The sequence below is a fragment of the Gymnodinialimonas phycosphaerae genome, assembly GCF_019195455.1.
GTDB classification, from domain to species: domain Bacteria; phylum Pseudomonadota; class Alphaproteobacteria; order Rhodobacterales; family Rhodobacteraceae; genus Gymnodinialimonas; species Gymnodinialimonas phycosphaerae.
Window position 1 is genome coordinate 3,761,209 of record NZ_JAIMBW010000001.1, and the last position, 17,090, is coordinate 3,778,298.

20 protein-coding genes are annotated in these 17,090 nt (G+C 64.0%); 13 read left to right on the top strand and 7 right to left on the bottom strand.

The features are described from left to right. Positions 1-118: 118 nt before the first annotated feature. From KUL25_RS18810 to KUL25_RS18825, 4 genes are read left to right on the top strand one after another with little or no spacing between them, the layout of a single operon-like run. On the top strand, positions 119-454 hold the full coding sequence (locus tag KUL25_RS18810) for an ArsR/SmtB family transcription factor (protein ID WP_257894297.1): 336 nt from the start codon (positions 119-121) through the stop codon (positions 452-454). Beyond that, positions 447-668 (top strand): hypothetical protein, encoded by a 222-nt coding sequence (locus KUL25_RS18815; RefSeq protein WP_257894298.1) that lies wholly within the window; start codon positions 447-449, stop codon positions 666-668. Before KUL25_RS18810 ends, KUL25_RS18815 begins: the two co-directional genes overlap by 8 nt. Beyond that, positions 665-964, top strand: coding sequence for a DUF3817 domain-containing protein (locus KUL25_RS18820; protein ID WP_257894299.1), 300 nt, complete (start codon positions 665-667; stop codon positions 962-964). The genes KUL25_RS18815 and KUL25_RS18820 overlap by 4 nt, the downstream gene beginning before the upstream one ends. Continuing rightward, positions 961-1,362 (top strand): CopD family protein, encoded by a 402-nt coding sequence (locus tag KUL25_RS18825; RefSeq protein WP_257894300.1) that lies wholly within the window; start codon positions 961-963, stop codon positions 1,360-1,362. Before KUL25_RS18820 ends, KUL25_RS18825 begins: the two co-directional genes overlap by 4 nt. Positions 1,363-1,375: 13 nt before the next feature. On the opposite strand, the gene KUL25_RS18830 is transcribed toward KUL25_RS18825, so the two are convergent. Next, the gene (locus KUL25_RS18830; protein WP_257894301.1) at positions 1,376-2,287 is read right to left on the bottom strand and encodes an ADP-ribosylglycohydrolase family protein; all 912 of its coding nucleotides are present in this window, start codon (positions 2,285-2,287) and stop codon (positions 1,376-1,378) included. A 122-nt stretch (positions 2,288-2,409) separates the two neighbouring features. Here KUL25_RS18830 and KUL25_RS18835 point away from each other — a divergent pair, with 122 nt between their 5' ends. Beyond that, on the top strand, positions 2,410-3,261 hold the full coding sequence (locus KUL25_RS18835) for an MBL fold metallo-hydrolase (RefSeq protein WP_257894302.1): 852 nt from the start codon (positions 2,410-2,412) through the stop codon (positions 3,259-3,261). Here KUL25_RS18835 and KUL25_RS18840 read toward each other — a convergent pair. Further along, the gene (locus KUL25_RS18840; RefSeq protein WP_257894303.1) at positions 3,258-4,289 is read right to left on the bottom strand and encodes a helix-turn-helix domain-containing protein; all 1,032 of its coding nucleotides are present in this window, start codon (positions 4,287-4,289) and stop codon (positions 3,258-3,260) included. The two genes, KUL25_RS18835 and KUL25_RS18840, sit on opposite strands and share 4 nt — an antisense overlap. Positions 4,290-4,451: 162 nt before the next feature. On the opposite strand from KUL25_RS18840, the gene KUL25_RS18845 reads away from it, so the two are divergent. The 3 genes from KUL25_RS18845 (at position 4,452) to KUL25_RS18855 (ending at position 8,396) form a co-directional block, all read left to right on the top strand. After that, on the top strand, positions 4,452-5,486 hold the full coding sequence (locus KUL25_RS18845) for an alpha/beta hydrolase family protein (protein WP_257894304.1): 1,035 nt from the start codon (positions 4,452-4,454) through the stop codon (positions 5,484-5,486). 90 nt (positions 5,487-5,576) lie between these two features. Continuing rightward, positions 5,577-6,827, top strand: a complete 1,251-nt coding sequence (locus KUL25_RS18850) for an Hsp70 family protein (protein WP_257894305.1) — start codon at positions 5,577-5,579, stop codon at positions 6,825-6,827. A gap of 75 nt (positions 6,828-6,902) precedes the next feature. Next, positions 6,903-8,396 (top strand): winged helix-turn-helix domain-containing tetratricopeptide repeat protein, encoded by a 1,494-nt coding sequence (locus tag KUL25_RS18855; protein ID WP_257894306.1) that lies wholly within the window; start codon positions 6,903-6,905, stop codon positions 8,394-8,396. On the opposite strand, the gene KUL25_RS18860 is transcribed toward KUL25_RS18855, so the two are convergent. After that, complete coding sequence (locus KUL25_RS18860) at positions 8,393-8,563, bottom strand: hypothetical protein (protein ID WP_257894307.1); 171 nt, start codon at positions 8,561-8,563, stop codon at positions 8,393-8,395. The two genes, KUL25_RS18855 and KUL25_RS18860, sit on opposite strands and share 4 nt — an antisense overlap. A 224-nt stretch (positions 8,564-8,787) precedes the next feature. Between KUL25_RS18860 and KUL25_RS18865 the strand changes: the two genes are divergently transcribed. From KUL25_RS18865 to KUL25_RS18875, 3 genes are read left to right on the top strand one after another with little or no spacing between them, the layout of a single operon-like run. Then, positions 8,788-9,336 carry a GbsR/MarR family transcriptional regulator gene (locus tag KUL25_RS18865; protein WP_257894308.1) on the top strand — a complete coding sequence of 183 codons (549 nt, stop codon included), beginning with the start codon at positions 8,788-8,790 and terminating at the stop codon, positions 9,334-9,336. 13 nt (positions 9,337-9,349) lie between these two features. Continuing rightward, positions 9,350-10,786 carry a cytochrome ubiquinol oxidase subunit I gene (locus KUL25_RS18870; protein ID WP_257894309.1) on the top strand — a complete coding sequence of 479 codons (1,437 nt, stop codon included), beginning with the start codon at positions 9,350-9,352 and terminating at the stop codon, positions 10,784-10,786. A gap of 4 nt (positions 10,787-10,790) precedes the next feature. Then, complete coding sequence (locus tag KUL25_RS18875) at positions 10,791-11,804, top strand: cytochrome d ubiquinol oxidase subunit II (protein ID WP_257894310.1); 1,014 nt, start codon at positions 10,791-10,793, stop codon at positions 11,802-11,804. On the opposite strand, the gene KUL25_RS18880 is transcribed toward KUL25_RS18875, so the two are convergent. Beyond that, positions 11,801-12,472 carry a methyltransferase domain-containing protein gene (locus KUL25_RS18880; RefSeq protein WP_257894311.1) on the bottom strand — a complete coding sequence of 224 codons (672 nt, stop codon included), beginning with the start codon at positions 12,470-12,472 and terminating at the stop codon, positions 11,801-11,803. The two genes, KUL25_RS18875 and KUL25_RS18880, sit on opposite strands and share 4 nt — an antisense overlap. A gap of 65 nt (positions 12,473-12,537) precedes the next feature. Then, entirely contained in the window at positions 12,538-13,347 is an 810-nt protein-coding gene (locus KUL25_RS18885) for a division plane positioning ATPase MipZ (RefSeq protein ID WP_257894312.1), read from the bottom strand. A gap of 162 nt (positions 13,348-13,509) precedes the next feature. Between KUL25_RS18885 and KUL25_RS18890 the strand changes: the two genes are divergently transcribed. Beyond that, a complete protein-coding gene (locus KUL25_RS18890) occupies positions 13,510-14,790 on the top strand; it encodes a tetratricopeptide repeat protein (protein WP_257894313.1) in 1,281 nt (426 codons plus the stop codon). Continuing rightward, positions 14,787-15,713, top strand: coding sequence for a homocysteine S-methyltransferase family protein (locus tag KUL25_RS18895; RefSeq protein WP_257894314.1), 927 nt, complete (start codon positions 14,787-14,789; stop codon positions 15,711-15,713). Before KUL25_RS18890 ends, KUL25_RS18895 begins: the two co-directional genes overlap by 4 nt. A 159-nt stretch (positions 15,714-15,872) precedes the next feature. Here KUL25_RS18895 and rpmE read toward each other — a convergent pair whose 3' ends face one another. Together rpmE and rplS are read right to left on the bottom strand one after the other, a co-directional pair. After that, entirely contained in the window at positions 15,873-16,094 is a 222-nt protein-coding gene (rpmE, locus tag KUL25_RS18900; RefSeq protein WP_068363886.1) for a 50S ribosomal protein L31, read from the bottom strand. Between the two features lie 12 nt (positions 16,095-16,106). Further along, on the bottom strand, positions 16,107-16,490 hold the full coding sequence (gene rplS, locus KUL25_RS18905; RefSeq protein ID WP_257894315.1) for a 50S ribosomal protein L19: 384 nt from the start codon (positions 16,488-16,490) through the stop codon (positions 16,107-16,109). Positions 16,491-17,090 lie beyond the last annotated feature (600 nt).

A 17,090-nucleotide genomic window follows, 5' to 3' on the forward strand; every position in this document is an offset into this window, starting at 1 on the left:
ATTGAAGAAGGCCCCACTGGAAACGGTGGGGCCTTTTTTGTTGCTTGGGTGTCAAAGATTTATTGCGTAAGAAAAATATAACATGTAAGAAAAATATGACGCAATAGGATGCGCAGGTATGATCCGTTCTGACACACTCCTTCCTCAGCTACAGGCCTTGGCCAATCCGGTGCGTTTGTGGATCGTGGCCCGCCTTCATCAGCACGGCCCGCACTACGTGAGCGAGCTTGCCCGCGCGGCGGGTATCAGCCGCCCTTTGCTGAAAATGCACTTGCGCAAGCTGGAGGACGCGCAACTTGTGACCAGCAAGACGGGCACGGCGGACAACGGCAAGTCTGCCAACTTTTTCCAGATCGTGTCCTTCGATCTCCCCCTGACACCTGCGGCGATTGCCGACACACAAGCAGGGTCCGAGTCCCCTGCCACCCGAAAAGATGGAGACTTTGATGCTTGAGCGCAGCACGATGCCATTCACCATGACGATTATCATCCTCCTGGTGATCCTGGTGATCTTTGCCATGAAATACGGCGCGCAGTTGTTGCGCGACCGGGCCGAAGCGGCGCGGAGTACGGACATCGACGTCCGACTGACCGCCCTGACCGAACAGAACCGGGACTTGGAAAAGCGCGTGTCCCATATTGAAGCTATGCTGCGCGAGGTGGAATGACCGGCGCGCAAGAGCTGCGCTATGCTGCCTTCGCAGAGGCGGTCACGCTGGCGTCGCTGATCTGCATCGCCATGCCGCTCAAACGACTGGCTGATATCCCCGCCGCGACCTCGATCATGGGGCCGATCCACGGGATCGTCTTCCTGTTTTTCATCTGGATCGTGATCCGATCCTGGGCGGAAGGGCTGGTCAACGGCTGGGGGGCGGGTCGGCTGGTTCTGGGGGCGATGATCCCGTTCGCGGGGTTCGTCAACGAAAGATGGCTGGCCCGAGGGTTCGCAGGTGAGGACACATGACGCTTTATGACATCGCAAAAACCGTTCACATCGTCTCGGTGATTGTCTGGATTGCAGGCATGACCGTGGCCGCCATGAGCCTGCGCACCCCGTCGCCCGCGGCGCTTCCCGCGATCACCGCCTTTGATCGCCGGGTCACAACGCCCGCGATGTTGCTGGTCTGGGTGTTCGGCTTGACCATCGCGATCCAGGGGGGCTGGTTCGGCCAACCCTGGTTGTCGGCGAAGATCTTTCTGGTGTTGATCCTGTCGGGTCTTCACGGGATGATCACAGGACGCTTGCGCCGCAAGGCGTGGGAAAACGGGTCGCACCCGGACAAGGCGACACGGTACGTATTTCCTGCGGGTTTGTGCCTTGTGGCGTTGGTCGTGCTTTTGGTCGTCACCAAGGCGATCTGAAAGGCTAGTTGGGTCAGCCGCTGAGATCCGCCGTCAGATACCCCACCCATTTTTGCGGGATGCCCGTTTCGGTCCCTTCCCCATGCAACGCACCCATGACGGCGCCCAGAAGGATCGCGCGGCCGCAGGTGTCGCCGCCGGCGTAGATGTTGCGGCGCACGGCCTCGGCGAAGCTTTGGGACAACAGGATGTTGTGCACGACCACGGGGAGGCCTGACGTCAGATAGCAGGCCATGCCAAAGTGTTCGGCCACGGGGTTGGAGGAGGTGCCTGTCATTCCCGCCGCCTCATCGATCAGGGCGGCGGCCTCGGACCCGGCTTGCGCACGGCCTGCGGCAACGACCTCTTCGGCGGACGCGCCGCGCCCTGCGGCGCGCATCATGGCGGCGGCGATGCGGCCATATTCACGCGATGTCTCGTTCTCGTTGGTGACGGCGACGGCGCTGTCGACGGCGGCGAAAAACGCCTTATCCGGGGCGTCCAGCATCGCGGCGACCAGCGGCGGCAGTTTGGCGATGGCGGGCAGTTGCACATCGTCTGATCCCTTGGCGGTCGTCAGATCCTCCACCCCGATGGCGTTGTTGAGGCTTTCACGGGTGGCGCGGTCAATGTAGCCCACATAGGCCCCGCCATAGCCGAAATGGTTGTGGAAGGCGCGGGCGTAAGCCGCGTGGTCATAGGCCCCGTCCACAAGCGAGCGGTGCATCACAAGGACCTGCTCTCCGTATTGCGACTGGTCGCCGGAGCGGCGCGTGGGATGGGCGTAGTAGCCTTTGACGTTGTCGTAATGGGCGAGCGAGGGCTGGCGGAACTCGGGCTCGTGCGGGGCGACGCGGGCGATCTGTTGCTGGTCGTAGATCCAGTGCAGGCCCATGGCGGCGGCATCGGCGACAAGGGCGCCAAGGGTCAGGGGATTAAGCGACATGGGGGTGAGTCCTTGGAATCGAAGCGGTTGCCAACACCATAAGCGGCGTGGTCCGCGAAGGCGAACACTTGCCCGCGCGGCATTCCGGTGTAGCCTGACCCCTCAACCAAGGGAGCGCGCGCATGCTGTGCAAAATCGGTGACGTCGAGGTCTGGCGTATTCTGGAGATGAACGGCCCTTTCCGGGAGGCGACGTCGCTGTTCCCCACGGCGGGTGAGGACGTGGCCGAGGTGATCGAGGCCTTGGCCCCCGGCGTGATCCAGGCGGACACGGGCCGGGTGATCCTGCCGGTGCAGGGGTTCGTGCTGAAGACGCCCGACGCGATCGTGCTGGTCGACGCCTGTGTCGGCAACCACAAGACCGCCACCTTCCCGGATTGGCACATGCGCGCGGATGGGCGGTTCATGGCGGCGCTGATGGCGGCGGGGATCGGGCCGGACGATGTGGATTACGTCATGTGCACGCATCTGCATGCCGATCACATCGGCTGGAACACGCAAAAGGTCGACGGGCGCTGGGTGCCGACCTTCCCCAACGCCCGCTACCTGATGCCCGGCGCGGATATCGCCATGTACGAGGCTATGCCCGAGCCCCACGCCTCTTACGCCGAAAGCATTCTGCCGGTGATCGCGGCGGGTCAGGCCGAGCAGGTCACGGCGGATCACAAGCTTGGTGATCTGATCGACCTGATCCCGACACCGGGGCACACACCCGGCCACGTCAGCGTGCGCATCCGGTCGTGCGGGCAAGAGGCAGTGATCACCGGCGACGCGCTGCACATCACGCCGCAATGCGCCTATCCCGAATGGCATTTCGTCTATGATGCTGATGCAGAACAGGCCGTAACCTCGCGCAGGCACTTGTTGGAGACGGTGTCGGACAGCGGCGCGCGCATCCTGGGGACGCACTTCCAGCTGCCGTCCATCGGGCGGATCCGTGCCAAGGGCGATGCCTTTGAGTGGGTGTCGGATTAGGACTTCTTCGCCTTGCGATATGCCGTTGGGGACATGGCGAAGACGCGCTCGAACTCTCGGTAGAAATTGGATCGGGTGAGGAAGCCGGAGTGTTCGGTCACTTGGGTGACGGTCAGATCCGTCGTCGCCAGCAACTGCGCGGCGTGGGTCAGGCGAAAGCTGTTCACGTATTGCGAGACGTTCATATTCTGGGTCTGGTTGATCGCCTCCGACAGGGCGCGGGCGGGGACATGCAGGCGCTTGGCCAAACGGTCCAGCGTCAGGTCGGTATCAAGGAACAGCCGCGTGTCGACCAACAGCTCTTTGGTGCGGTGCTCTAGTTGCCTGGCCTCATCCGGGACGGTGGCGGTTGGGGCGGCGGGGGGCGGGCTGATTGCGGCCTCGGGCGTGCGGCGATTGGAAAAGCTGATGATCGCGGCCAGCAGGCCCAGGGCCGAAACGACAGAGCCCGCCGAGATCAGCGTCAAAGCCTCCTCCCGCTGACCGGTGGCGAAGCTGACGGCGATGGCCGCGTCGAAGACCAACATCACCGCCAGCATCGACGCGGCCACCAGCATCCACACCCGCAAGCCGCGTGTCAGCTCCAACGGGGCCAGCGCCAGCGCGTCGGCCCCGCGCCTCCATATCTGCAGAATTCCGATGGCGGCGACCAGATAGCTGACCGCAATGGCCGCATCATAGCCGACCCGGACGGAGGGTATGACCTGCGGCAGGACCGCCACGATGGCCCAAATCGACAGATGCAGCACGATGGGGCGGCGCATTTGCGCAGGCGGGCGGGTGTAGGCGAGGAAGCCCAGATAGATCAGCGGCCCGATGAAAAGCGGGACCACCCGTTGCACGGGCGCGAAGCTTTCGACGCCATAGCCGAAGCGCAGGCCGGTCAGCAGCGTTGTGGCGGCGATCAGGGCGAAGACGGCGGTGAACAGGCCGCGCGCAAGGGCGCTGCCGACCTCTAGCCGCCAGATCATCACGCAGGCGGCAGCGGACAGGACGAAGCTGAGGATCGGGAGCGGCAGGGCCTGCATGGGTCGCTTCGTGTCCTTAATCGCGCGCGGGGGTGTCCTTTATCGCGCCAGGGGTGTCCTGCATCAGGATCCGGGACGCGATGCGAGGGCTCAACCCGTTGTTTTCAAGGGGAATGTGGTGACATTCAGCGCCATCATCCACCCAATCCCGGAGACTACCCAATGCTGAGCCAAACGCCAATCCTTACCGCCGCCGTTCTTGCCGCCGCCGCCTTTTCAACCGCCGCCCACGGCACCGAGGTGTTCCGCACCGGCCTGATGGAGCTGCGCGTTGCCGATGACGCCCGCCCGCTGGACGGTTTCCTGTGGTATCCGACCGAGGCCGAGGACGGCCTGGTCCGCGCCCACGGCAATGCTGTGTGGGAAGCCATTCGCGTGATCCCCCATGCCGCCCCTGCCGAGGGGCTGAGGCCGCTGGTTGTCCTGTCGCACGGCATGTACGGCAACGCCCGCAATCAGGCGTGGCTGGCAGCCGAGCTGTCCCAGGCGGGCTATATCGTGGCCGCCATCGACCACCCCGGCACCTCCACCTTCCTGCGCGACCCCGACGATGCCCGCGAGATGTGGGAGCGGCCTCGGGACATCACCCGGACCATCGATCATATCCTTGCTGACGCTGCGGTCGGCCCGCAGGTGGACCCGGATCGGATCTACATGGCGGGCCACTCGTTGGGCGGTCTGACGGCAGTGATGCTGGCGGGTGCGCGCTATGACCCGGCGCGGATCGATGCCTTTTGCGCTGACGGCGCCGATGACCTGGTCTGCGGCATCCTTTCGATGTGGGACGTGGCGCAGTCCGAGGCGGATCGCGTGACCATTGCACAGGATTGCTCCGATCCGCGCCTTGCCGGGATCGCGGTGTTCGACCTTGGCGGCACGCAGGCGTTTGCGCCCGAAAGCTTCGCCACCATCGAGACGCCGATGCTGGTGATCGGCGCGCCGATTGCGAACTCGGGCCTGAATCTTGATCTGGAATCTCGCGCCTTGGTCGAGATGTTACCGGAGGGCACGCCGTATCTGGAGCCCGAGACCCTCGCGCATTTTGACTTCCTTGGGGTTTGCACGGCGCAGGGATTGGACATCCTGCGGGAAGAAGAGCCGGATGATACGATGGTCTGCGAAGACGGCACCGATGCACGGCGCGCAGAGCACGCCATGATTGCGCAGGCGGTTATCAGTTTCTTCGAGGCCCATTGAACAAGGGGCGGGTCGGGTTGCGGGCCGGGTTGCGGGATCACGGAAACTCGGCTACGCCGCTTGGCCCATCCCTGACGTTCGAGACCTCCTGTGATCCAGCCCGCCACCAAGCCCGCCACCTTGGCCGTGGATTTCGGAACCTCCAATTCTGCCGCCGCCCTGATCCGGGATGGCGCATTGGTGCGCATCGCGGTCGAGGACGGTGAAGCGACCCTGCCGACGGCGGTGTTCTTCCCCGAAGGCGGCGGACGGATGCAGATCGGCACAAGCGCCGCGCAGGCGCTGATCGATGGGGAAGAGGGGCGTTACATGCGGGCGCTCAAGAGCATCCTTGGCGTGCCGCTGGTCCATGAGACGCGGTTGATCAGCGGGCGCAGGCGATCGGTGGCCGAGGTGATCACGGCGTTCCTGTCGGTGATCCGCGCGCGCGCGGAGGCGCAGACCGGCCTTGTCCTTACCCACGCCCTGTCGGGCCGTCCGGTGCATTTCCACAGCGACGATCCCTCCCGCGATGCGCAGGCAGAGGCTGACCTGCGGGGCTGCTATCATGCCGCCGGGTTCGACCACGTGGATTTCCTGCCCGAGCCAGAGGCCGCCGCGATTGCCTGCCAGGGAATGGGCGGGGGCATGGGCCTGATCGTGGATACCGGCGGCGGCACCTCGGATTTCTCGGTGTTCGAGGGCGGGGGCAATGGGTTCCGCATTCTGGCCAGCCATGGCATCCGTCTGGGGGGCACGGACTTTGACCATGCCGTCTCCATGGCCCACGCGATGCCGGTGTTGGGCCTTGGCGGAAAGCTGCGCCGCACGATGGGCGCGGGCCTTCTGCCGGTGCCCCGCGCGCCCTACGTGGAGCTGTCGACCTGGGCGCAGATCCCGTTCCTCTACACCCAGGACACCCGCCGCCTGGTTGCCGACATGGCCCGCCACGCGGTCGACAAGGCCGCCATGGACCGTTTCAAAGAGGTGCTGGAGCTGGAGTTGGGCCACGAACTGGCCTTCGCGGTGGAACGCGGAAAGATCGCTGCAAACGACGGCGGGGCGGGTGCCGCGATCGACATGGGCATGGTGGAACGGGGTATGCACGTGGCGCTGGACCGCGGCGGGTTGAACGCCGTCCTGGCGCCCACGCGGGACCTGCTGCGCGACGCGATGGCCGAGACGCTGGCCCAGGCCGGGGTCGATGGCGAGGACATCGGGCGGATCATCCTTGTGGGCGGCTCCAGCCTGATGGGGTTCATCGCCGAGGAGGCGCAGGTGACGTGCAGACGCGCGACGGTCTTGCGCTCCAACGCTTTCACGGCGGTGGTCGATGGTCTGGCCCTGGCGGCGGCAGGGTAGCGATCAAGTTTGACAGGCCTCCCCTTGCCATGCATCGCTGGCGGGACCCTTTGTGCAACGCGGCGGCCCCGGCAAATGAAGCTTGAGGTATTCGAGGACCAACGGCGCGTAACGCTTGACGGGGAAGACGTGGTGCTTGGGGCGAGGGCGTTCGATGTGCTGGCCTACCTGCACGCCAACGCGGACCGCGTCGTGTCCAAGGCGGAGCTTTTGGACCATGTCTGGCAGGGCATGGTGGTGGAAGAGGGCAACCTGTCGGTGCAGATCACCGGGTTGCGCAAGGCGCTGGGGCGCGAGGCGATCAAGACGGTGCCGGGCGTCGGCTATCGGTTGACCATGGGTGCCGCGCCCGTGGTGGTGGAGGGGCCAGCGGTGCCCGCCATCCCTTCGCTGGCGGTTCTGCCCTTCGCGAACCTCACCGGCAGCGCCGACAAGGAATATCTGGTGGACGGCATCGTCACCGAGATCACCTCGGCCCTGGGGCGGGTGGGGTCGTTCTTCGTGACGTCCTCGACCTCTACCTTCACCTACAAGGGCCGCGCGGTGGATCTGGCGGAGGTCGGCCGGGAATTGGGCGTGCGCTATGTGCTGGAGGGCAGCATTCAGGCGGCGGGCGACCGGATCAGGATCTTCACCCAACTGGTGGAGGCCGAGACGGGCCGTATGATCTGGCAGGACCGTTTTGACGGTGAGATGGGCGATATTTTCGACCTCCAGGACCGGGTGGCCGAAAGCGTGGCGGGCGCGTTGGAGCCGAAGCTGATCTGGGCGGAGGCGGTGCGTGCCACAGGCAAACCAACAGCCAGCCTGAGCGCCTATGAGCTGTGCCTGCGCGCGGCCCCCATGGTCTGGAAACTGAACGCCTCACACAACTTGATCGATGGGTTGGATTTGCTGCACCGCGCGTTGGAACTTGATCCAGACTACCTACAGGCGAAAGCGTTGGTCTGTTACGCCCATACGGCGGCCTTTGCGACGCGGTTCTGGACGTTTGAGAAGGCGCAGGCCGCATTGCCACAAGCGCGGCAGGTGCTGGATTCGGGAACCAATGACCCGTTGGCTCTGTGCTATGCGGGCCATTACATCGCCTATATCGGGCGCGCCTATGAGGAGGGTCTGGCCGCCTTGCAGCGTGCCGAAGTTCTGAACCCCAACTCGGGCACGGTCGCAATGCTGCTGGGTTGGGTCCATGTCTACATGAACCAGGACGATGCCGCGATTGCCAGCCTTGAGCGCGCCAAGCGGTTGAGCCCGCTGCACCCCCATATCGCGGTCATCAACTGCGGCATCGCCAATGCCCTGATGCAGAAGGGCGATCTGGAGGCGGCCGTGCTTTTGTACGAACAGGCGCGGGCGGAGTATCCGGAATTCGCGTCCAACCAGATCGGGTTGATCGGTGCCTATTGGGCGCTGGGGCGGCGCAAAGAGGCGCAGGAGATGGCGGATTGGTTGCGCCGCAGAGTGCCTGATATGTCGGTTTCAACGTTCCGAAGCACGCGTCCGCAGCACAGTGCAGCCTATCACGCGCTGATCTGTGACGCGCTGACGGGTTGCGGGTTTCCAGACTAACGCAGCAGATGATCGACGCGGGCGCGGGCCGCTTCGTGGCGGCTTTGGGCGGCAAGAAGCTGTTGCGCCGTTTTGGGCGTCGGCTTGAGGTTTTGGGCCAGACGCGCGAGGGCGGCAAGCAAGGGGCGGGCGGAAATCTGGGTGGTGTTGGTTGAAAGCGTGGCCATGGGACGGGGTCCTTATTGGATGTGATCTGATGCACCCGTTATGGCCGGACCCGGTCTTGTACGTCCTTAAGAGGCGCCTTAAACGTTGTTAAACGCCCCTAAACCGGCACGGGACCAGAATGTCGCACCGATCTGCGTTGCCTTTGCACCTGCAAGAGTTACTTCAATTTCAGAAATTACTGAAATGTCCGACATGACTGATGTCCGACGCGAGAAGGTGGCACATGAACCTTACGAATCTACAGCAGGAGTTCGTCCTGCACTTTGGCGAAATGGGCAGCCGGTGGGGGATCAACCGCACCGTGGGGCAGATCTATGCCCTGCTTTTCCTGTCGTCCAAGCCGCTGAACGCGGAGCAGATCACCGATGGGCTGGGGGTCAGCCGCTCGAACACCTCGATGGGGCTGAAGGAGTTGCAGGCCTGGAACCTCGTGCGGTTGCGCCATGTCCCCGGTGACCGCCGCGACTATTTCACCACGCCCGAGGATCTGTGGGAAATCACCCGCATCCTCATCGCCGAGCGCAAGAAGCGCGAGATCGACCCGACCCTGACCAAGCTGCGCGAGTTGGAGATGACCGGGCCCAAAGGCGACGACTACGCCGAGGCGCGCATCGCCGAACTTCGCGAAATGATCGAGCTGATGACCGGCTTCTACGACGACATGGAGAAGCTGGAGACCGAACGGCTTGTGAAGATGATGACCCTGGGCAGCAAGATTGCCGGGTTGATCGACAAGACCAGCGGCGCTTTCGCCCTGACCAAACGCAAGTAAGAGGACACAGAATATGGAAGCCCTCGACGCCCTCATTCTCAGCCGCATTCAATTCGCGGCCAATATCTCGTTTCACATCCTGTTCCCGACGATCACGATCGCACTGGGGTGGGTGCTGCTGTTCTTCCGGGTGCGCTTTGCGCAGACCGGCGACGAGAAGTGGATGAACATCTACCGCTTCTGGGTGAAGGTCTTCGCCCTGTCGTTCGCCATGGGCGTGGTCAGCGGCATTACCATGTCGTTCCAGTTCGGCACTAACTGGCCGGGCTTCATGGAAACCGTCGGCAATATCGCGGGGCCGCTTCTGGCCTACGAGGTGCTGACAGCGTTCTTCTTGGAAGCCGCCTTCGTCGGCATCATGCTGTTCGGGTTCTCTCGCGTGCCCGCTTGGTTGCACATGCTGGCGACGTTCCTTGTGGCGTTCGGCACGACCGTGTCGGCGTTCTGGATCATCGTGCTCAACAGTTGGATGCACACGCCGCAGGGGTTCGAGATGGTGGACGGCGTGGCCTTTGCCACCGATTGGTGGGCAATCATCTTCAACCCCTCCATGCCCTACCGCTTTGCCCACATGCTGCTGGCAAGCGGCCTGACGGTGGCGTTCCTGATCGCGGGCGTCTCGGCGTTCCGCTGGTTGATCGGCGATCGGTCGCGCGATGCGCGCACGGCGTTGAAGGTGGGCGTGACCATCGGCGCCTGCCTGATCCCGGTGCAGATCTACATGGGCGATATGCACGGGTTGAACACGCTGGAGCATCAGCCCCAGAAGATCGCCGCGATGGAAGGGATCTGGGAAACCGGCCCGAACCAGCCGCTTCTGCTGTTCGCGATCCCCGACGAGGCGGCGCGCGAGAACCGGTTCGAGGTGGCGATCCCCAACCTCGCCTCGATCATCCTGACGCACCATGCGGGCGGCGTCGTGCAGGGCCTGAACGACTTCGTGGCCGAGGATGGCACGGTGATGCATCCGCCCGTCCTGCCGGTGTTCTGGTCGTTCCGCACGATGATCGGCACGGGCGTCGCGATGCTGCTGTTGTCGTGGGCCACGGTCTTCATGATGTGGAAGCGCCGCCGGATGCATGTCGACCCGGCTGCCGGCCATTGGCTGGCGGTGGAGGGCCTGCCCAAGCCGTTCTTCTGGGCGCTGGTGCCGATGGCCTTCAGCGGCTGGGTTGCCACGCTGGCGGGCTGGTACACGACCGAGATCGGCCGCCAGCCGTGGCTGGTGCAGGGCGTGATGACGACCGAGATGGCCGTGGCCGATGTGCCCGCACCGATGGTCGCCGGGACGCTGATTGGCTACCTCGTGGTCTACGGCCTGCTGCTGTTCGCCTATATCAGCGTTATCGTCTACCTCGCGCGCAAGGCCGCGCGGGGCGACGATGGCCGCGCGATCGACATGTCCCATTCGGGCAAGGCGCAGGTCGCCATGCTGCAACCGGCGGAGTGATCTGATGTTCCCTGATTTCGCAAACCCCGCCGAGTGGCTGCCCTGGGCGTTTGCCTCGCTGATGGGGTTCTCGATCCTTGTTTACGTGGTGCTGGACGGCTTCGACCTTGGCGTCGGCATCCTGTTTCCCTTCGCCGGAGATGTGGAAAAGGACCGCATGATCGGCTCCATCGGGCCGTTCTGGGACGCCAACGAGACGTGGCTGGTGCTGGCGGTGGGGCTGCTTCTGGTGGCCTTCCCCACGGCCCACGGGATGATCCTGACGGCGCTGTACCTGCCGGTGTTCCTCATGCTGATCGGGTTGATCCTGCGCGGCGTGGCGTTTGAGTTCCGGGCCAAGGCCCATGCGAAACACAAGGCGTTGTGGAACAACCTGTTCTTCGTGGGCTCTACCATGACGGCCTTGTCCCAAGGCTTCATGCTGGGGCTTTACATCATGGGGTTGGAGCAGACATGGGCCACCTACGCCTTCGCAGGCCTCACGGCCGTGTTCCTGACGGTGGGATACAGCTTCATTGGCGCGACGTGGTTGATCCACAAGACGGAGGGCATGTTGCAGATACGCGCGGTCCGGTGGGCGCGCGAAAGCCTTTGGGGCGTGATCCTTGGCATCGGCGCGGTATCCTTGGCGACGCCGCTGGTGTCGGTGCGGATCTTTGACCGCTGGTTGCAGTTTCCCGAGGCGCTATGGCTGGCGCCGATCCCGATCATCTCGGGCCTTTTGGTCGCGTGGCTCTGGCGGATGGTGCGGCAAATGCCGTTCGCGGGCGATGTGCGGTCGTGGCAACCGTTTGCGGTGGCGACGGGGTTGTTTTCACTGGCTTATGTGGGGCTGGCCTACAGCTTCTACCCCTACGTGGTGCCCGAGCGGCTGACGATCTACGAGGCCGCCGCCGCGCCCGAAAGCCTGCTGATCATCCTTGTGGGTGCCTGCTTCGTGGTGCCGGTGATCGCCGGGTATTCCGTTCTGGCCTACGTGATCTTCCGCGGCAAGGCGACCGAGCTGCGCTACGACTAGGCGCGTTCCACCACGAACACCCAGGCCTTCATGCGGTTGTTCTGCTTCTCGCCCACCTCAAGGATATCGGCCAGCTTGTAGAGGCCACGGCCCCAGGTGAACAACAGGTAGGGCATGGCCATGGGATGGGCTCCGAACGGGTCCATTTCACCCGCACCAGAGGGCGAATGGGCCATGGTGTGTTCGATATAGATGCGGCCCTTGGGCGTCAGTTGTTGCACCCACGACTCGAGGGCGCGTTGTGGCTCCATCGCCTGATCCAGCGAATTGGTGTAGATGAAGTCGAACTTGTTGGCCCACTCCGGGTTCACGTCCTGAAAATCCCAGACATGCATGTTGGGGAACTGCGTCGCGGTGTCCGAGATGTCGGTGCCGATAACGTCGCCATCCAATTCCTTGCGGAGCCATTCCACCTCGTACCCGTTGCGCGCGCCGTGGCACACGCCCGTCGCCCCAAGACCGTGGGCTTTCAGGTCAGCGGCGATCGCAGACAGGGTGATGTCATCGGCCCAGACATTTTCCAACTTGCGCTTGTTGTGATGGATTTGAGTGGCACGATACTCGTCATAGCCGCCGCTGTAGTCGTGCTGATATACCATCTCGGCCTGATGGGCCTTGATGACCTTTAGCCCAAAAGGTCGTACTAACCGATCCAGAACCTTGCGCATGTCTTCCCTCCGACGCCCTGCGTGCCGCCATCGCATACGCGGTCGGGTAGGGAAGGCGCAAGCGTCTAGAAGTCTGGCGTGACGCCGGGCAGGTTCAGGGCGGTGATCAGATCGCGCAATTCCTGGCGGGCGGCGACGTTGGAGATGTTCATTCGTTCCACCCCCATGTCGCGCAGGTCCAGCAGGGTCATGCCGGTGGGGAAAAGCTCGCGGAAGATGACCCGCTCGGAGAAGCCGGGGGCGACGCGGAAGCCGATGCGCTTGGAGAGTTCCTCCAGCGCGCGGCCCATCTTGGCCTTGTTGTGCATCTGTTGCGCGGGCAGGCGATTGCGAACCACGACCCAATCGGTGGGTTGCAGGCCTGCTTTCGCGCGCAATTGGCGGGCGTGCCAGACCATCTCGGAATAGACCGACGGACCTTTGAGGGCATAGGTTTCCGGGTCGATCTTCGCCAGAAGGTCGAAATCCACGAAGCTGTCGTTCAGGGGCGTCACGAGGGTATCGGCAAGGCTGTGGGCGACCTGGGACAGGCGCGTGTGGCTGCCGGGGCAGTCGATGACGATGAAATCGCAGCGGCTTTCCTGCTCGGCCACGGCGGCGGACAGGCGGTGGTCGTAGATGTTGACGCCTTCGGGCAGATCCTCGGGCGAGGCATCGGGTAGGTCGAGGATCAGCGGGCAGGCAAGGTCCAGCCCCTTGCGCTCGGCCGTGGCGCGGCGGTTGTCGAGGTAGCGATGGAAGCTGCGCTGCCGCAGGTCCAGATCAAGCCCGCCGACCACATGGCCCAAGCGCGCAAGCGCCGTCGCGATGTGCATGGAAGTGGTGGATTTGCCTGAACCGCCCTTCTCGTTCCCGAGAACAATGATATGCGCCATGCCTGTGTCCCGCTTTGCTGCCGTGCGGCCTCGTTTCAATTGGGCCGTCCTGCACGTATATAGGCCGCGCGCGACGGCATTGTTAAGCGCAAAGCCGAGTTTGCTGGACGGATCGCCTTGTCCGTGCGACCCTTTTGCCGCAACGCGCAGGAGGGCACGGGTATGCAGCAGGACCGCTATGGGAACACCTTGAGCACATCCAGCGCAGCTGCGGCCACCGCCTACGACGTGGGTGTGGACCACATTCTGGCCGCGACCGAGGGCGCGCAAGCCGCCTTCGCGGAGGCCATTGCGGCGGATGAGGGCTTTGCGCTGGCCCATGTGGGCGCGGCCCGTGCGGCGATGTATGCGGGCGACATGGGCGCGATCAAGCCACTGATGGCACGCGCCACGGCGCTGGCAGACGGCGTGTCAGAGCGCGAGAAAGCCCATATCGCCATGTTCGACCTGCTGTTCGCAGGCAAACCGGTTGAGGCGCGCGCGGCGGTGGAGGCCCACGTGCTGGACCACCCCCGCGACGCCATGGTGGCGCAGGTCTGCACCAATATCTTCGGGCTGATCGGGTTTTCCGGCGAACCGGGGCGCGAGGCGGCGCTGCTGGCCTACACCGGCGCGCTGCTGCCGCACTATGGCGACGATTGGTGGATGGGGTCGATGCATGCGCTGTCCCTGACGGAAGTGGGCCAGACGGGTGCCGCGTTGGAGATGATGGAGGCGTCGCTGGCCCGCAACAACGCCAATGCAAACGGCTCTCACTTCAAGGCCCACGCCCTGTATGAGGAGGGGCGCACCGCAGAGGGGCGCGCCTATCTGGACGATTGGATGGACGGCTACGCGCCCGAGGCGGTGCTGCACGGGCATTTGTCATGGCATCAGGCGCTTTGGGCGTTGCAGGACGGCGATTGGGACGCGATGTGGGGCCATTACCGCCGCGATATTGCCCCTGAGGCGAGCCACGCCTTGCCGATCAATGTGTTGACCGACGGGGCGGCGCTGCTTTGGCGGGCAGAGATGGCCGGGGCGGCGGTGGAGGCCGAAGATTGGCGCAAGCTCAGCGCCTATGCGACGCAGTATTTCCCCAACCCGACGCAAAGCTTCGCCGATATGCACGCGGCGCTGGCCCATGCGATGGCGGGCGAGGGGGCGGCATTGGCCAAACTCACCGAAGCCTCCAAGGGCTATGCGGCCGAACTGGTGCAGCCTGTGGCGCGGGCCTGGGGCGCAGTGGCGCGCGGCGACTGGGCGGGTGCGGTGCAGGATCTGACGCCGGTGATGGCCGACCACGCGCGCTTGGGTGGGTCGAAGGCGCAGCGGGACCTGTTGGAACTGACGTGGCTTCTGTGCCTGATGCGCAGCGGCGCCAAGCAGGAGGCCCGCCGCGCGGCGGCCACGCGCCGTCCGCTGTTTGCCAAGGCGGCCCCGGTTCAGGGCTTCGCCGCATGAGGGGCTTGCCCGCGACACCGGACCTGTTTCTCGCCTACCTTGGCATGGAGACGGACCTGATCTTCACCCACGGCCATGAGTTGCCGGGATTTGCCTCTTTCCCGATGGTGGAAACACCTGCGGGGCGCGCCCTTCTGCGCCGCTACTATGACGACATGATCGCCTTGGGGCGCAGGTCCGGCCATGGCGTCATCCTGGAAAGCCCCACCTGGGTCGCGAACCGCGACCGTGCGGCGCCCCTGGGCTACGGGCCAGAGCACCTGGCGCAGATCAACCGCGATGCCGTGGCCGGTATGGCAGAGGCGAAAGCCGGGGCCCCGGACGTGCCCCTCTGCCTCAGCCTCAACATTGGCCCCCGCTCGGATGCCTATGCGCCGGACGCGCAGATGACCGTGCCCGAGGCGGAAGCCTACCACGCCGAGCAAATCGCCGCCGTGGCGCAGACACCGCCCGACATGGTCAGCGCCTACACGCTGGCCTACGCGGCAGAGGCCATCGGCATCGCGCACGCGGCCAGGGCCCATGACCTCCCCGTTGTCATCGCCTTCACCGTCGAACGCGACGGCCGCCTGCCCACCGGCATGACCCTGCCCGATGCCATAACCCAGGTCGACGCGAAGACCGATGGCACCCCCGCCTACTACATGATCAACTGTGCCCACCCCGATCACTTCACCGATACCCTCCACGCAGCCCCCTGGATGGACCGCATCGGCGGTCTGGTCGCCAATGCCTCGCGCTGTAGCCACGAAGAACTGGACAACGCCGAAACGCTCGACGACGGCAACCCGGCGGAACTTGGACAGCAACTCTCGGCCCTGCGCCAGAGGTTCACACAGATCCGCGTTCTCGGCGGATGCTGCGGCACCGATATGCGCCACTTGGCGGCGATCGCAACGGCCTGCCGCCAAGGCGAGGCCTGACGCCAGCCGCCGCGCGCTCCGCCTCCCTTCATCTTGCCAGATACAACTCAATCCCCACATCGCCCCACGCGCGGCGTCTGACAATGACGCCCGCCAGCACAACAAAAAACGCCGCCCCCGGAGGGAGCGGCGCTTTCATTCCGACATGTCCAAAGGCTTTTAGAAGCCCAGACCTTCGTACTTTTTCTTGAACTTCGACACACGGCCGCCGGTGTCCAGAAGACGGGCGCCGCCGCCGGTCCAGGCGGGGTGCACCGTGGGGTCGATGTCGAGCGCCAGCGTGTCGCCTTCAGCGCCCCAGATCGAGCGCATTTCAACGATGTCACCGTTGGTCATCTTCACGTTGATCACGTGGTACTCGGGATGCAGGTCCTTTTTCATCTCGTGATCTCCTTATGCAGATGCGCTTTTGCGCGGCTTGTAGGTGGTGTCCTCGGCGATACGCGCAGACTTACCGCGACGGGTGCGCAGGTAGTACAGCTTGGCGCGACGCACACGGCCACGGCGGACAACGGTGATGCTGTCGATGTTGGTGGAATGCAGGGGGAACACACGCTCCACGCCCTCACCGAAGGAGATCTTGCGCACGGTGAAGGACCCGGCGATGCCGTGGCCGTTCTTGCGCGCGATGCAGACGCCTTCGTAGTTCTGCACACGGGTACGTGTGCCTTCCGTCACCCGGAAGCCGACGCGAACGGTGTCGCCCGCCTTGAAATCCGGAATGTCGTGGCCGAGCGCTGCGACTTGCTCGGCTTCCAGTTCTGCGATCAGGTTCATCTGAAACGCTCCTTATGTATCGCGGTTTGACCGCTTGATTTTTCGTCTGCCCTAGAGCTCTGATTTTCGACCGGGTCCATGTGTCTCGCGACAGATGCCCGCCAGAGGTGGCGCATGCTTCATTCGTTGGGTGGTGCCGAGGCTATCGCCCGCGCCGAAACTTCGCGGATCACCCATAGCACCAAGGTCCACAGGCTGATTCCAACCGCGAACAGGCCGCGTATAAGCGCGGTGGGGGTGTGGGGCAAGGGGTTAAGGCATGGGAGTCTGGCGCCGCACAGGGCATTTGGCCCTAGGTCTGCCTCACTTGGACTCTGCCGTTTTGAATAGCCGTTCAAAGTAGCCCTCTGCGCCGTGTCGTTGTGCAATTTCCATCATCGTAACTTTGATTTCATTATTGGGCCTCCTAGCTGCTATATTGGCGGGAACATTGTGAACGACGTCTGCCAAAATGCGCGCTTTTTGATGTCCTCTGTGGCCCGGATTTCTAACACTACGATTCCCAGAACCCAGAGAACTTCCCCATAGTCGTTGATAGTGCTTTTCCAATTGCTATCATTTTCGAGGCGCACAGACTGCCGCATCAGGTGAGTGCGACGG

Coding starts and splice junctions, on each gene's coding strand:
- KUL25_RS18860 (WP_257894307.1), bottom strand. CDS start 8,563: ATGGCCACGCTTTCAACCAACACCACCCAGATTTCCGCCCGCCCCTTG.
- KUL25_RS18865 (WP_257894308.1), top strand. CDS start 8,788: ATGAACCTTACGAATCTACAGCAGGAGTTCGTCCTGCACTTTGGCGAA.
- KUL25_RS18895 (WP_257894314.1), top strand. CDS start 14,787: ATGAGGGGCTTGCCCGCGACACCGGACCTGTTTCTCGCCTACCTTGGC.
- KUL25_RS18840 (WP_257894303.1), bottom strand. CDS start 4,289: ATGCAGGCCCTGCCGCTCCCGATCCTCAGCTTCGTCCTGTCCGCTGCC.
- KUL25_RS18880 (WP_257894311.1), bottom strand. CDS start 12,472: ATGCGCAAGGTTCTGGATCGGTTAGTACGACCTTTTGGGCTAAAGGTC.
- KUL25_RS18810 (WP_257894297.1), top strand. CDS start 119: ATGATCCGTTCTGACACACTCCTTCCTCAGCTACAGGCCTTGGCCAAT.
- KUL25_RS18870 (WP_257894309.1), top strand. CDS start 9,350: ATGGAAGCCCTCGACGCCCTCATTCTCAGCCGCATTCAATTCGCGGCC.
- KUL25_RS18855 (WP_257894306.1), top strand. CDS start 6,903: ATGAAGCTTGAGGTATTCGAGGACCAACGGCGCGTAACGCTTGACGGG.
- KUL25_RS18835 (WP_257894302.1), top strand. CDS start 2,410: ATGCTGTGCAAAATCGGTGACGTCGAGGTCTGGCGTATTCTGGAGATG.
- KUL25_RS18815 (WP_257894298.1), top strand. CDS start 447: ATGCTTGAGCGCAGCACGATGCCATTCACCATGACGATTATCATCCTC.
- KUL25_RS18820 (WP_257894299.1), top strand. CDS start 665: ATGACCGGCGCGCAAGAGCTGCGCTATGCTGCCTTCGCAGAGGCGGTC.
- rpmE (WP_068363886.1), bottom strand. CDS start 16,094: ATGAAAAAGGACCTGCATCCCGAGTACCACGTGATCAACGTGAAGATG.
- KUL25_RS18885 (WP_257894312.1), bottom strand. CDS start 13,347: ATGGCGCATATCATTGTTCTCGGGAACGAGAAGGGCGGTTCAGGCAAA.
- rplS (WP_257894315.1), bottom strand. CDS start 16,490: ATGAACCTGATCGCAGAACTGGAAGCCGAGCAAGTCGCAGCGCTCGGC.
- KUL25_RS18830 (WP_257894301.1), bottom strand. CDS start 2,287: ATGTCGCTTAATCCCCTGACCCTTGGCGCCCTTGTCGCCGATGCCGCC.
- KUL25_RS18890 (WP_257894313.1), top strand. CDS start 13,510: ATGCAGCAGGACCGCTATGGGAACACCTTGAGCACATCCAGCGCAGCT.
- KUL25_RS18845 (WP_257894304.1), top strand. CDS start 4,452: ATGCTGAGCCAAACGCCAATCCTTACCGCCGCCGTTCTTGCCGCCGCC.
- KUL25_RS18875 (WP_257894310.1), top strand. CDS start 10,791: ATGTTCCCTGATTTCGCAAACCCCGCCGAGTGGCTGCCCTGGGCGTTT.
- KUL25_RS18825 (WP_257894300.1), top strand. CDS start 961: ATGACGCTTTATGACATCGCAAAAACCGTTCACATCGTCTCGGTGATT.